Annotated in this window: 13 protein-coding genes; all 13 read right to left on the bottom strand. The window is 37.3% G+C overall.

Going from position 1 to position 13,364, the window contains the following annotated elements; genetic code table 11:
- Nucleotides 1–159: 159 nt before the first annotated feature.
- Nucleotides 160–1,119 (bottom strand): PhoH family protein, encoded by a 960-nt coding sequence (locus DN393_RS07415; RefSeq protein WP_046957565.1) that lies wholly within the window; start codon nt 1,117–1,119, stop codon nt 160–162.
- Nucleotides 1,120–1,122: 3 nt separating this feature from the next.
- Entirely contained in the window at nt 1,123–2,322 is a 1,200-nt protein-coding gene (gene yqfD / locus DN393_RS07410; RefSeq protein ID WP_149173394.1) for a sporulation protein YqfD, read from the bottom strand.
- 178 nt (nt 2,323–2,500) lie between these two features.
- A complete protein-coding gene (yqfC, locus tag DN393_RS07405) occupies nt 2,501–2,794 on the bottom strand; it encodes a sporulation protein YqfC (protein ID WP_000732264.1) in 294 nt (97 codons plus the stop codon).
- Between the two features lie 108 nt (nt 2,795–2,902).
- Nucleotides 2,903–3,346, bottom strand: a complete 444-nt coding sequence (locus tag DN393_RS07400; RefSeq protein WP_000054579.1) for a GatB/YqeY domain-containing protein — start codon at nt 3,344–3,346, stop codon at nt 2,903–2,905.
- A 15-nt stretch (nt 3,347–3,361) separates the two neighbouring features.
- Nucleotides 3,362–3,535: a 30S ribosomal protein S21 gene (gene rpsU, locus DN393_RS07395; RefSeq protein ID WP_000048061.1), complete on the bottom strand. Its 174-nt coding sequence runs from the start codon at nt 3,533–3,535 to the stop codon at nt 3,362–3,364.
- A 465-nt stretch (nt 3,536–4,000) separates the two neighbouring features.
- On the bottom strand, nt 4,001–5,353 hold the full coding sequence (mtaB, locus tag DN393_RS07390) for a tRNA (N(6)-L-threonylcarbamoyladenosine(37)-C(2))-methylthiotransferase MtaB (protein WP_088048098.1): 1,353 nt from the start codon (nt 5,351–5,353) through the stop codon (nt 4,001–4,003).
- A 6-nt stretch (nt 5,354–5,359) separates the two neighbouring features.
- Nucleotides 5,360–6,109, bottom strand: coding sequence for a 16S rRNA (uracil(1498)-N(3))-methyltransferase (locus DN393_RS07385; protein ID WP_064474770.1), 750 nt, complete (start codon nt 6,107–6,109; stop codon nt 5,360–5,362).
- A gap of 145 nt (nt 6,110–6,254) precedes the next feature.
- Nucleotides 6,255–7,193: a 50S ribosomal protein L11 methyltransferase gene (gene prmA, locus DN393_RS07380; protein WP_000872122.1), complete on the bottom strand. Its 939-nt coding sequence runs from the start codon at nt 7,191–7,193 to the stop codon at nt 6,255–6,257.
- Nucleotides 7,194–7,221: 28 nt separating this feature from the next.
- Nucleotides 7,222–8,328: a chaperone protein DnaJ gene (gene dnaJ / locus DN393_RS07375; RefSeq protein WP_064470265.1), complete on the bottom strand. Its 1,107-nt coding sequence runs from the start codon at nt 8,326–8,328 to the stop codon at nt 7,222–7,224.
- A gap of 193 nt (nt 8,329–8,521) precedes the next feature.
- Complete coding sequence (gene dnaK, locus DN393_RS07370; protein WP_000034697.1) at nt 8,522–10,357, bottom strand: chaperone protein DnaK; 1,836 nt, start codon at nt 10,355–10,357, stop codon at nt 8,522–8,524.
- Nucleotides 10,358–10,383: 26 nt separating this feature from the next.
- Nucleotides 10,384–10,950 carry a nucleotide exchange factor GrpE gene (gene grpE, locus DN393_RS07365; protein ID WP_088048097.1) on the bottom strand — a complete coding sequence of 189 codons (567 nt, stop codon included), beginning with the start codon at nt 10,948–10,950 and terminating at the stop codon, nt 10,384–10,386.
- A gap of 114 nt (nt 10,951–11,064) precedes the next feature.
- Nucleotides 11,065–12,081: a heat-inducible transcriptional repressor HrcA gene (gene hrcA, locus DN393_RS07360; RefSeq protein WP_064474768.1), complete on the bottom strand. Its 1,017-nt coding sequence runs from the start codon at nt 12,079–12,081 to the stop codon at nt 11,065–11,067.
- Nucleotides 12,082–12,214: 133 nt separating this feature from the next.
- Nucleotides 12,215–13,354, bottom strand: coding sequence for a radical SAM family heme chaperone HemW (gene hemW / locus DN393_RS07355; protein WP_088048096.1), 1,140 nt, complete (start codon nt 13,352–13,354; stop codon nt 12,215–12,217).
- Between the last annotated feature and the right edge of the window lie 10 nt (nt 13,355–13,364).

The raw sequence follows: 13,364 nt of genomic DNA, 5'->3' as shown, positions 1-13,364 counted from the left end.
GAAACTATTTATAGCTTTCATTTCTTCTAGCCAACGATACTTTTAAGTAACATTTTGATAAACCAGTACCTATAGTTTATTTCTCTTATCTTTTATGATAGTAAAAAACATGCCGTTCGCCAACCTTAATACAAAAAGAAATGATCCTGACAAATAGGATCATTCCATTTTATCATATGCCTCAATAATACGTTGCACCAGCGGATGCCTCACAACGTCCGTTTGTTCTAATGTAATAAATGAAAGACCTGACACACCAGATAAAATGTTAGAAGCTAGCGAAAGCCCTGATTTTACCCCTTTTGGTAAGTCTACTTGTGAAGGATCCCCCGTAATAACCATTTTAGAACTAAAACCTAATCTAGTTAAAAACATTTTTATTTGTGCACCCGTTGTATTTTGCGCTTCATCTAAAATAACAAATGAATCATCGAGCGTACGCCCTCTCATATAAGCAAGAGGTGCGATTTCAATTACCCCTCGCTCCATCATACGTTGCGTATATTCTTGTCCAAGAATATCGTGCAAAGCATCATACAATGGACGTAAATACGGATCTACCTTCTCTTTCAAATCTCCTGGTAAAAAACCTAAACTCTCTCCAGCTTCTACAGCCGGTCTCGTTAAAATAATTTTCTTTACATACCCTTGCTTTAAAGCTCTCACAGCCATTACTACAGCTAAGTATGTTTTCCCAGTCCCAGCAGGTCCCATTCCAAATACAATATCATTCTTCTTCATTGCATGAATATATCTTCTTTGCCCCATTGTTTTTACACGAATGGATTTACCTTTTGCCGTTTTAAAGATTTCTTCTTCATATAACTCTTCAAATTGAGCAATTTTCCCTTGTTGTGCGAGCTGAATTGCATACGCAACATCTCTTTCTGTAATTGATATACCTTTTCGAATAACAACAAGTAATTGCTGTAAGATTTTTTCTACGAGTGTCACAGTTTCAACTGCTCCAGATGCATGAACAGTTTCACCTCTAGTTACAATCGATACATTCAGTTCACGTTCAATTACTTTCAAATGAGCATCATTGACTCCAAAAAGAGCGATTGCTTCGTTAGTATTTTCCAATTGTTGGTTCATTTCTACTAATTGTTCTGCCATTACTCAGTCTCCTTGAATATCGGATTCGGATATTGGTTGTGGCTCTGCAATATTTTCGATCACAGTATAATGCAACGTGACTTTTAGTTGATCCGCCTCAACCTCTTTACTCAAAATCTTATCACTTACAATCATAGCATGTTCATCCAATTTTTTCTTTAGTTCTTTTTCAGCCATCTCTTTTGCTACTTTCATTGCCTGTTTTTCTGTATATTCCCGATTCGCTTCTTCCTCTTCTCGTACAATATCTTTTTCATACGCGATCGGCAGTGTAAAACCAAATAGTTTCACATCGTGTTTTACACTTTCAGTACGAGAGCGTTTATACTTATCATGTTGAAATCCCCATATTTTTATTTTCGCACTCCCAAACGTAAGGTAATGCTCATTATATGCATTGCCAGTATATACTTGAAATTGCGTCTTCAGTGGTACATTCACCTCAGATGTGTACCACGTTTCTCCATATACAATACCTTTCGCCGAAACAATCGTCGGACTCTCCTCATTACCGTATACCCCTGATACGAGAAGCTGCCCTTTTTCGACATGGTCATTTTTCAAGACGACTGGTTTTCCTACTTCAACAAATGTTTTTGTCACAATCGCTTCTTTTTTTGCTACTAAATTTTGCGGCCTTTGTTCCTTTTCTTTTTTCGGCTCGTTTTTTTCAACAATTTTAAAATGATACGTCGTTCCTCTTATTTCTAGTCCCGCCCAAGTAATCGCATTAATATTGTCTGTCAAATGACGTTGTACATCTTCTACATTAGGCATTTGGAATTGTAATTTCCCTTTTTTAATACCCATTTTGTCCAATTCTTTCATCAATATATATTCTGTTTCAGGTTTCGCCCCTGTAATTTCAATTTTCCAAACCATATTGGATAATGCAATCATGCCAAAAAAGAAAATTAAAAACCCAATTAAGAATCCACTATTTTTAATTAAACGCTTATTCAAAAAGGGAAAACCGTAACGCCCAATAAAATATAGTTTACATTCATTTTTTCTATAAATTGGTTTTATTTTCTTCACATCTCGTAATAACATACAAAAAACTAACGTTTCATCAGCAATCTTCTTAACATCCCAAACTAATAATTTTCTACGTACACATTCGTTAACGAACCGTTCCGCTCCTCTACCTTCAATTCGTACTCTTACATATCCAAGCCACTTTATAAACCATTTATTTTTCATCTACTATCTCCACTACCTTTCCAAAAGTATACACACTACTTTTTTCACTTTAATTAGCAAAATAGCTCGTACGAAAATGAAATAAAGAGTTCTACCACCCATAAATAGCGAGATAAACTGAATAGTAAGTTCGAATCACGAAAATAACGAAGAAAAACTTCACATATGGAAGTTTCCCTCACTCCTCTTTTTTTTCGTTTTCTAAAAATGTCACTTGCTCAATTATTCCTTCAAGCAAAAGTTCTTCTGGAAGGATTGTTTTAATAATAAAGGATTGCCCTTTAATTAATAATTGACCGTGCTTTAATAACAATCTTACTTCTTTATCTGAAAACACTAATAAACCCCGATGATTTTCTATATAGATATGCACTTGCCCAACAAGCGTGATCCGAGGTAGATCCATTAGCACATCCACTGGCAGGTCTATTTGCTTTGTTAACCAATTCTTCATTTGTTCTAATTTTTTCATCTCAAAAGACCCCCTCTCATCCCATATGTATGAAAAAAGAGCTTGTAATATCACGTCCAAACTGAAAAAAAGCATAAAAAAACGTCTCATACGAAATGAGACGTTTTTTTATGCTAATAGCTGGATAACCAGCTTATTCACAAGTGATCCGTCTGTTTTACCTTTTACTTTCGGCATAACAGCAGTCATCACCTTACCCATATCTGCTTTAGAAGTCGCACCAACTTCAGAAATAACTTGCTTAATTACATTCGCTAGTTCTTCTTCTGTTAATTGCTCCGGCAAATATGCGCTTAAAATCTGAATTTCACTTTGCAGTTTATTAACAAGGTCTTCACGACCAGCTTTTTTAAATTCAAGGAGGGAGTCCTTATACTGTTTTACTTCACGAGCTAAAACTGTTAATTCCTCTTCTTCAGTAAGAGTATGTTGCAGTTTAATACCTTCATTTTGTAAAGCAGCCTTAACCATACGAATAACGGTTAATTTTTCTTTTTGTTTATTCTTCATCGCTTGTTTCATATCATCGTTTAAACGACCGAGAAGACTCATAACTTACACCCTCTCTTAGAATTTACGCTTTCTTGCCGCTTCAGATTTCTTCTTACGTTTTACACTTGGCTTTTCATAAAACTCGCGCTTTCTTGCTTCAGCAAGTGTACCAGTTTTAGAAACCGATCTTTTAAAACGGCGAAGTGCATCCTCCAAAGACTCGTTTTTACGAACGACTGTTTTTGACATTCTCTTTCCCTCCCTCCGAAACATCACACTTACATACTAATTTCAGCATGCAAAAAGAAACCCTTCTTCAGCATGTCTTTTACGATTATAATACATTTTATCACTTCAGGTCAACTATTTGGCAGAATAAAAGAAGAATAGATGCCCTTCCCTGTTCAAAAGCTATGTAGATAGCTATTATCCTTTTCCCCTGAAGACAACTATATTTTTATCATTACATCTTTTTTAATACAAGAAAATATTAAATAACTACTCATTCGACGTACCTGCCTTTTCAGTACTTAACTTCTCCACGAAAAAAAAGAAAGCATGCAAATCGTTTCCGTTTGCATGCTTTTTTTATCCTGCTATTTACCGGGCAGTAAGACCCCCACCTCAAAATTCAGCAAAAGCAAAGAACTTAGGTAGGAGTCCGGCTGATAATGAGCGGGGAGGAACAAAAACCCCACTCATTAAAGTTTCATTTTATGCGCTTGCTGATTCTTTTTTTACATCATCTTCAAGAACACGAACAAATTGCGCTTCGTTATATGGATAACCAGCTTTCGTAATTTTCACTTTCACTAGCTTACCAATTAATTCTTCTGATCCTGCAAATACAATTTTTAAGTAGTTATCCGTATAGCCTACATATAACCCTTTACGGTCGCCCTCTTTAAATTGCTCTTCCGGAATGATTTCAAGCACTTCCCCTTCAAACTGTGACGCATACTCTTTCGCTAATTGGTTAGATAGTTCAATTAAACGATGAACACGATCATTCTTCACATCTTCAGGAACTTGATCCTCCATACGCGCTGCAGGTGTTCCTGTACGCTTTGAGTAAGGGAATACGTGTAACTCTGAGAAGCGATTCTCTTTAATGAAATTGTATGTTTCCATAAATTCTTCTTCTGTTTCACCCGGAAAACCAACAATCACATCCGATGTAATCGCAAGACCTGGTAACGCTTCTTTCAATCGATCTAAACGCTCTTGGAAAAATTCCATCGTATACTTACGACGCATACGCTTTAATACAGTATTAGATCCAGATTGCAATGGAATGTGCAAGTGACGTACAACTACTTCAGACTTATCTAACACTTCAATTACTTCATCTGAAATCTGACTCGCTTCAATAGAAGAAATACGAAGACGTTTTAATCCGCCTACTTCCGCTTCCATATCACGAAGTAATCCAGCTAAGTTATAATCTTTAATATCTTCACCGTACCCACCTGTATGAATACCTGTTAATACGATTTCTTTATAACCTGCATCTACTAATTGCTGCGCTTGTTTAATAACTTCTTTTCCATCACGAGAACGCATTAAACCACGTGCCCAAGGAATAATACAGAATGTACAGAAATTATTACAACCTTCTTGTATTTTTAAAGATGCACGTGTACGATCCGTGAAATAAGGTACATCCAGTTCTTCGTATACACGTGTTTTCATAATGTTGCGGACAGCATTAATTGGTTGACGCTCTTTGCGGAATTCTTCGATGTATCCTAACATCTTTTCACGATCCTGTGTACCAACTACAATATCTACACCTGGAATCGCCATAATTTCCGCTGGAGATGTTTGTGCATAACATCCCGTTACACAAATAACTGCATCCGGATTTTGACGAACAGCACGTCTAATAACTTGACGGCTTTTCTTATCTCCCGTATTCGTTACTGTACACGTATTAATAACATATACATCAGCTTTCTTTTCATATTCAGTTCTTTCATATCCACCTTGTTTAAACAATTGCCAAATGGCCTCTGTTTCATAGTGGTTTACTTTACAACCTAACGTATGGAACGCAACAGTTGACATTGATCATCACCCCATCAATTCAAAATGATACGAAGCAGCACTTAACGCGTATAACGGCGCCGTTTCTGTTCTTAAAATTCTTGGTCCTAAACTACATGGTACAAATTTATGTTCACGAAGCGTAGTAATCTCTTCCTCCGCTAAACCACCTTCTGGTCCAAATACAATCAATAGTTTTTGGCCTGGTTTCATCGTCGTTAAAGCTTTAGCAAAATTGGATTTCTCACCTTGTTTTGCTTCCTCTTCGTACGCAACAAGGCATACATCATACTCATTACTCATTGAAAGCAATTGCTTAAATGATGCCGGTGCATGCACTTCTGGAATTTCGCTTCTATGCGATTGTTCCGCAGCTTCTTTCACAATTTTTCTTAAACGCTCAACTTTTTTATCAGCTTTTTTCGCATCCCATTTTACAATAGAGCGAGATGCTTGAAATGGTAAAAATGCGGCTGCCCCAAGCTCAGTTCCTTTTTGGAAAATTAACTCTAGCTTGTCTCCTTTCGGCAGTCCACTTGCAATCGTCACGAAAACAGGAAGTTCACTTGACGCCTCTACCCATTCTACAATAGCCGTATTAATAAATTCACTGGTAATTTCATCAATTGAACATACTGCTGTTTTTCCGTTTACACAGCAATAAATGTGATCCCCAGCTGACATACGCATCACTCTTGCGATATGATGTACGTCATCACCTACAATGCGAATACTTGTCTCATTTACATATTTCTCTTCTACAAAATAACGTTGCATATAATCACCTTAGTAGAGTTTCGTTCCTTTCGTAAGTCAACACTTACGAAAAGAACGAAACGTTATCATTTTTTCATATAACAAACGGCAAGTCCCTCACCTTATAGTGAGAGACTCCCCTTTTCATTATAAACTAAAATCTATATTACGCATTTCGTGCAATAATTGCTACCCAATCTTCCATTCGTAATACTTCTTCAATTGTAAATCCAGCTTTTTCTAGCGCCTCAGAAATTATCTTTTCCTTCGCTGCAATAATGCCCGATGTAATAAATAATCCGCCCGACTTCACAACTCTTGCTGCATCCTCAGGGAATAAAAGAATAATTTCTGCCAATAAGTTAGCTACGATTAAATCAACAGGACCTTCAATACCTTCTAAAAGACTATTTTGTCCAACAGACACGATATCATCTGTTTTATTTAAACGTACATTCATTTCTGCACTTTCTACTGCAACTGGATCTAAATCATAGGCTTGAACAGAAGACGCACCTAATTTTGCCGCTGCAATACTAAGTACACCAGAACCTGTTCCTACATCAATGACAGTATCACCTGGCTGAACTGTTTTTTCTAAAGCACGAATACACATCGTTGTTGTCGGATGGGTTCCTGTCCCAAACGCCATACCTGGATCTAATTCAATAATTTTTTCTTCCGGAGAAGCTGGTGTATATTCTTCCCACGTCGGCACAATTGTGAATGTATCAGAAATTTGTACTGGATGGTAATATTTTTTCCAAGCAGTAGCCCAATCTTCTTCATTGACTTCGTTAACGGTAATATTTCCAGTACCAATTTCGATGTCGTAAGATGGAAGCATATCAATAGATGATTTTACACCCGCAATCGTTTCCTGTAAAGAATCCGTTTGTGGGAAATATGCTTTTATTAATACACCTTCCGCCGGATATTCATCTGGGTTCAATGCATAAATTTCACCATATTGTTGCTCGCGCTCTTTCGTCAACTCCGCTGGATCCTCAATTGCAACTCCACTAGCACCAGCTTCGTGTAAAATATGAGAGACAGCTTCTACTGCTTCTTCTGTTGTATGAATACTAACTTCTGACCATTTCACAATTTACCAACTCCATTTTTTATTTCCATTATTCCCCTTTGAAAGCACGTTTAAGCTTTCCAAATAAACTATCATCCTGCTCTTCTTGTCCCGCAAATTCACGTAATAACTCTTTTTGATGTGAAGTTAATTTCGTCGGTACAACAACACGAACGACTACATATTGATCTCCTTGACCGTATCCACGTACGTTCGGAGCACCTTTTCCTTTTAAGCGGAATTCTGTTCCTGTTTGTGTTCCTGCTGGAATTTTCAGCTTCACTTTCCCATGAACAGTAGGAACTTCCACTTCAGCACCAAGTGCCATTTGCGCAAATGTTAATGGCATTTCGCAAATAATGTGATCTCCTTCACGCTCAAAGAATTCATGATTTCTAACATGAACAACAACATATAAATCTCCTGCCGGTCCGCCATTTACGCCTGCTTCACCTTTTCCAGATACACGAATTTGTTGACCATTATCGATACCTGCCGGAATCTTAACGTTGATTTTTTTACGTTTACGTACTTTACCAGAACCGTGACATGTCGTACATTTTTCTTTAATCATTTGACCAGTTCCTGAACAATGACCACAAGCTTGACGGTTTACGATACGACCAAATGGTGTATTTTGTTCTACACTTACTTGCCCTGATCCTGAACAATGTTTACATGTTTCTTTTGAAGTTCCTGGTTTCGCTCCGCTACCTTTACAAGTATCACATGGATCTTCTACTGGAATCTCAACATTTAATTCTTTACCAAAAATAGCTTCCTCAAACTCTAAAGTAACTTGATATTGTAAGTCAGCACCTTGACGCGGAGCATTTGGATCACGACGTCTCCCGCCACCGCCGCCAAAGAACGAACTAAAGATATCTTCGAAACCGAAGCCACCGCCGAAGTCTCCTCCGCCGCCAAAGCCTTGATTTGCACCAGCATGACCAAATTGATCATATTGCGCGCGCTTTTGATCGTCGCTTAATACTTCGTATGCTTCTTGTACTTCTTTAAACTTTTCAATTGCATTTTCTTCTTTACTTACGTCTGGATGGTATTTTTTAGCCAAACGACGATACGCTTTTTTTATTTCATCTTTTGAAGCACCCTGGCTAAGTCCAAGGACCTCATAATAGTCTCGTTTACTCATAAATTTACAACCCCCGAATCTTTCACATAAACGTAATTTTAACACCGAAAGAAAGTGCTTTGCAACAAAGTTTCCTCACTTACAGTATGCAAAGTAAAAAACTTAAGAACCTCACACTTTTCTTTTCATTCGTGAAAAAAGTCAAAATCAAGGCACGCTTGACTTTGACTTTTTGTCATCTTACTTATTTATATTACTTATCTTCTTTTACTTCTTCAAACTCAGCGTCTACTACATTGTCTTTCTTCGCGCCAGCATCTTGTGCTCCTTGTGCACCTTCTGCTTGCCCTGCAGCTGCTTGAGCTTGCTCATATAATTTAACAGTTAATTGTTGTACGATTTCTTGTAAAGCATCTTTTTTCGCACGGATTTCCTCAAGCTCGTTCTTCTCGATCGCAGCTTGTAATGCTTCTTTCGCTTCTGTTGCTTTTGCAACTTCAGCCGCATCCACTTTACCTTCTAAATCTTTTACAACTTTATCCGTTTGGAATACAAGCTGATCAGCTTCGTTACGAAGTTCAACTTCTTCCTTACGTTTTTGGTCAGCGTCAGCATTTGCTTCTGCTTCTTGTACCATACGATCTACTTCTTCATCAGAAAGACCTGAAGAAGATTGGATTGTAATAGTTTGCTCTTTGCTTGTTCCTAAGTCTTTTGCACGTACGTTAACGATACCGTTCGCATCAATATCGAATGTTACTTCGATTTGTGGAATACCACGTGGTGCTGGTGGAAGGTCTGTTAATTGGAAACGACCTAATGTTTTGTTGTCAGCTGACATTGGACGCTCACCTTGTAATACGTGAATGTCTACTGCCGGTTGGTTATCAGCAGCTGTTGAGAATACTTGTGACTTACTTGTTGGAATTGTAGTGTTACGCTCGATTAATTTCGTGAACACACCACCCATAGTTTCAATACCTAAAGAAAGTGGAGTTACGTCTAATAATAGTACGCCTTCTACATCACCAGTAAGTACGCCACCTTGAACTGCAGCACCTAATGCTACAACTTCATCAGGGTTTACACCTTTATATGGTTCTTTACCAGTTTCACGTTTAATAGCTTCTTGTACAGCTGGAATACGAGTAGATCCACCAACAAGGATAACTTTATCTAATTCGCTTGGAGCAAAACCAGCGTCTTTTAATGCACGACGAGTTGGCTCTAACGTTCTTTCAACAAGACCCGCTGAAATCTCTTCGAATTTCGCTCTTGTTAACGTTAATTCTAAATGTAATGGACCAGCAGCTCCAGCACTAATGAATGGTAATGAAATTTGTGTTTGTGTTACGCCAGAAAGATCTTTTTTCGCTTTTTCAGCTGCATCTTTCAAACGTTGAAGTGCCATTTTATCTTGGCTTAAATCAATGTTATTTTCTTTTTTGAACTCAGCTACTAAGTGGTCAATAATAACTTGGTCAAAGTCATCTCCACCAAGACGGTTGTCACCAGCAGTTGAAATAACTTCGAATGTTCCGTCTGCTAACTCAAGGATAGATACGTCAAATGTACCGCCACCTAAGTCATATACTAAGATTTTTTGCTCTTCATCTTGTTTTTCTAAACCGTAAGCAAGCGCTGCTGCTGTTGGTTCGTTAATGATACGCTCAACTTCTAAACCAGCGATACGACCAGCATCTTTTGTTGCTTGACGTTCTGCATCGTTGAAGTATGCAGGTACTGTAATAACAGCTTTCGTTACCGTTTCACCTAAGTATGCTTCAGCAGAAGCTTTTAAGTTTTGTAAAATGATTGCAGAAATTTCTTGAGGTGTATAATCTTTACCTTCAACTTCTACTTTGTAGTCTGTACCCATATGACGTTTAACAGACATGATTGTATTTGGGTTTGTAATTGCTTGACGCTTTGCAACTTCCCCAACTTGACGCTCTTCATTTTTGAAAGCTACAACAGAAGGTGTTGTACGGTTTCCTTCTGGATTTGGGATAACCTTTGGTTCTCCACCTTCCATAACAGCTACACAAGAGTTTGTTGTACCTAAGTCAATACCGATAATTTTACTCATGGCGAATCCTCCTACTTTTATGTAAATTATTGATTTACTTTTACCATTGATGGGCGAATCACACGGTCTTTTAGTTTATAACCTTTTTGGAATTCTTCAACTACCGCGTTTGATTCAAATTCACTATCTTCCACTTGCATAATAGCTTGGTGTTCATTAGGATCAAACTGTTTACCAACAGCTTCAATCGCTTCAACACCTTCTTTAGTCAACGCTTCTAGCAATTGACGATGCACCATTTCCATACCTTGTAACAAGGATTTCGTTTGCTCATCAGTCGCTTCCACTTGCATCGCTCTTTCAAAATTATCAAGAGCTGGCACAATATCTGAAACTAGACTTTGTGCTCTATATTTTTCAGCAGCCTGTTTATCCATTTGGACACGACGCTTATAATTTTCAAAATCAGCTTGTAGACGTAATGTGCGACCTTCCGTTTCCGTTAGCTTCGCTTGTAACTCATCTACTTTTTCTTGTAAAAGAGCAGCCTCACTTTTTTCTTCTACAGTTTTTTCACTGTTTTCTGTCGTGACAGCTTCTTCAACTTGCGCTTCTTTTACTTCTTCTACCACTTGTTCGTTACGCTCTTCCACAATATTCACCTCCTTAAAAGGTATTAGGTATTATGCTGAACACAATTACCTAAGCATTATATATTACACACAGCAATGAAAATTTCATTACTTGAGCGAATGTATTACTCTCATTTACTTTTTAAGCCCATCAGTAAATTGTCTCGTAAATAACTGTAACAAACTAATTACCCGAGAGTATTGCATTCTTGTCGGACCTAAAATAGCAATTGTTCCAAGCTGTTCTTCTCCAATCGAATATGTTGCAGAAATTAAACTACAATCTTCCATGGCTGTCGCAGAGTTTTCCCTACCAATGTTCACTTGAATACCTACTTGTTTATGACGCAAAATGTCATAAAACTCAGCTTCATTATCAATCATCGTCAACAAGGATCTTACTTTGTGAATGTCATGGAACTCTGGTTGCGAAAGCATATTTGCTTTACCTCCAAAGTATATCTTTTCCGATAAAGGAACTTGAAATGTACCATCTAACATTTTTATTGCACTATCGTAATTATGAACATATCCACGTAAAACTGTAACAATCTCTTTAAAGATTTTGTTATGCAGTTCTACCATTGGTACACCCGATAGCTTTTCATTTAAAATATTAACCATTTTTTCTAAATCTGATAAATCAACAGATTCCGGAACGGTAATCGTTTTGCTTTGTACATGCCCTGTATCCGTTACAATAATAGCGACTGCAGTTTGACGATCAAGCGGTACAATTTGTACGTTTTTAAGTTTATTTGTGCTTAACTTCGGTCCAAGAACAATGGCCGTATAATTCGTAAGCTCTGATAAAATTTGAGCCGATTGCTGTGCAATCTTTTCCGCTTCAAAAATTCTTTCAGCAAATAAATCTTTAATTTGTACAATTTCATCGTTCGGTAAGTTTTGCGGCGCTAAAAGATGGTCTACATAAAAACGATATCCTTTTTCAGAAGGAACACGTCCTGAAGAACTATGCGTTTTCTCAATAAACCCTAGTTCCTCTAAATCAGCCATTTCATTTCGAATAGTAGCTGAACTAAACGTAATTTCATCTTTCTTAGCCAACGTCCTCGACCCAACAGGTTGCGCTGATCCAATAAAGTCATCAATAATTGTTTGTAAAATTAAGAGCTGACGTTCCGTAAGCATCTCATCATCACCTCTGTTAGCACTCTTTGTCTTCGAGTGCTAAATCTATTAATAACTTACCAAAATTGACATTCAATTGTCAACGGAAACGTCACGAAATAATGAAACTTTTTCACGTTTATGGAACATTTAATTAGTCAATCAAAAACGATTGGAATACTTCATTCCCTAATAATTTTCCTTTTCGTGTTAAACGAACATATCTATCTTTCTCTTCAAGCAATCCTTGTTCTTGATTTTTTTGCAACTGCTTCGCGAAAACTTGATCCATCTCCATATTAAATTTCCTTTGAAACGCTACTTTAGATACACCTTTTGTTTTTCGAAGACCTAAGAACAACTCTTCTTCCATTCTTTCTTTCTCCGTCACCGCGTGAACATCTAAATACGGAAATCCAGTTTCATCAATTTTATTGAAATATTGCTTGAGCGGCCCTACATTTTGGATACGTTCTCCATTTACATAACTATGCGCTCCAGCTCCAAATCCATAATACTCCTCATTATTCCAGTATGTGAGATTGTGTCTACTTTCATTATCACCTTTTGAGAAATTGCTAATTTCATACTGGGTATAGCCGTGTTTCTCCATTTCATCCATTACCATTTCATACATTTTCGCTTCATGATCTTCACCTGGAAGTCTTAATTTCCCTTTATTCATTAAGTTATAAAACACAGTTTTCGGTTCCACAATTAATGAATATGCCGAGAAATGTTGTACACCAAGCGTAAAAGCAATGTCTAATGTTTCTTTTACATCTTCTATCGTCTGCCCTGGCAGAGCATAAATAATATCTACATTTATATTTTTAAAGCCCACTTCCTGCGCTTCTCTAATTGCTACAAATGCATCTTCCCTCGTATGCTTACGCCCAATTTTCTCAAGCAACTCATCCCGAAATGTTTGCACGCCAAAACTAATTCGGTTCACTCCACCTTCTAGCAATACATTTAACTTCTCTTTCGGTAAATCACCTGGATTCGCTTCAAATGTTAATTCACAATTTGGAGCAAACGGACGTAAGCGACGGTTTATAATATCTAGTAACTTTTTTGTCTGTTCCATATTTAATGCTGTCGGAGTTCCTCCACCAACAAAAATCGTTTTCATACTATCAAACGGTACTTTTTGAACTGTATTTATTATTTCTTTCTCTAAATACTCTAAATATTGATCGACCGGTTGGCGTTCAATAAACACTTTATTAAAATCACAATAGTGACAAATATGCTGACAAAATGGAATATGAATATATGCAGCTTGCACCAAATATAACTCC

This window comes from Bacillus sp. BPN334 (genome assembly GCF_008368885.1).
GTDB classification, from domain to species: Bacteria; Bacillota; Bacilli; order Bacillales; family Bacillaceae_G; genus Bacillus_A; species Bacillus_A wiedmannii.
Note: the sequence above shows the minus strand (reverse complement) of the source record. Positions and strands in the feature narration are given on the sequence as shown.

Excerpts from the sequence above, each read along its gene's own strand:
- dnaJ (WP_064470265.1), bottom strand. The coding sequence starts at position 8,328 with ATGAGTAAACGAGACTATTATGAGGTCCTTGGACTTAGCCAGGGTGCT.
- DN393_RS07415 (WP_046957565.1), bottom strand. The coding sequence starts at position 1,119 with ATGGCAGAACAATTAGTAGAAATGAACCAACAATTGGAAAATACTAAC.
- hrcA (WP_064474768.1), bottom strand. The coding sequence starts at position 12,081 with ATGCTTACGGAACGTCAGCTCTTAATTTTACAAACAATTATTGATGAC.
- DN393_RS07400 (WP_000054579.1), bottom strand. The coding sequence starts at position 3,346 with ATGAGTCTTCTCGGTCGTTTAAACGATGATATGAAACAAGCGATGAAG.
- rpsU (WP_000048061.1), bottom strand. The coding sequence starts at position 3,535 with ATGTCAAAAACAGTCGTTCGTAAAAACGAGTCTTTGGAGGATGCACTT.
- yqfC (WP_000732264.1), bottom strand. The coding sequence starts at position 2,794 with ATGAAAAAATTAGAACAAATGAAGAATTGGTTAACAAAGCAAATAGAC.
- DN393_RS07385 (WP_064474770.1), bottom strand. The coding sequence starts at position 6,109 with ATGCAACGTTATTTTGTAGAAGAGAAATATGTAAATGAGACAAGTATT.
- dnaK (WP_000034697.1), bottom strand. The coding sequence starts at position 10,357 with ATGAGTAAAATTATCGGTATTGACTTAGGTACAACAAACTCTTGTGTA.
- mtaB (WP_088048098.1), bottom strand. The coding sequence starts at position 5,353 with ATGTCAACTGTTGCGTTCCATACGTTAGGTTGTAAAGTAAACCACTAT.
- yqfD (WP_149173394.1), bottom strand. The coding sequence starts at position 2,322 with ATGAAAAATAAATGGTTTATAAAGTGGCTTGGATATGTAAGAGTACGA.